Annotated in this window: 1 pseudogene; it reads left to right on the forward strand. The window is 66.7% G+C overall.

What is annotated here, in order from left to right:
• Positions 1–420, forward strand: a pseudogene (locus G3I56_RS42900) (transposase domain-containing protein); the annotation flags it as partial.

The following is a 420-nucleotide window of genomic DNA, read 5'->3' on the forward strand; positions in this document are numbered from 1 at the left end:
CGAACCGGCGGCACACAGCGGAGACTGCGTTCTGCTGCCGTCGAGAGTGGGGGTGTACTTCGTGCTGGCCCTGGTGCTCTTCCCGCAGCTGGGATACGTGCGTGTGTGGGACAAGCTCACCTCTGGGCTGCACGGGCTTCTCTCACAGAGCCCTTCGGAGAAGGCGCTGCGGGAAGTCCGCCGACGGCTGGGCGTCGCGCCGTTCCAGTCGCTGTTCGAAACGCTGGCCGGCCCCGTGGCACAGCCGATCACACCCGGGGTGCGCTACCGATGCTGGCGGACGGTCGCATTCGACGGCTGCAGTTCCACCAAGGCGCCTGACCGGCCGCGAGTCTGCGCCTGGCTGGGTAAGCACAAGCACCGCTATGGCACGGACGGATATCCGATGCTGAAGATCATGGCGCTGTGCGAGACCGGTAC

The sequence above is a fragment of the Streptomyces sp. SID12488 genome (assembly GCF_010548275.1).
GTDB lineage: Bacteria > Actinomycetota > Actinomycetes > Streptomycetales > Streptomycetaceae > Streptomyces.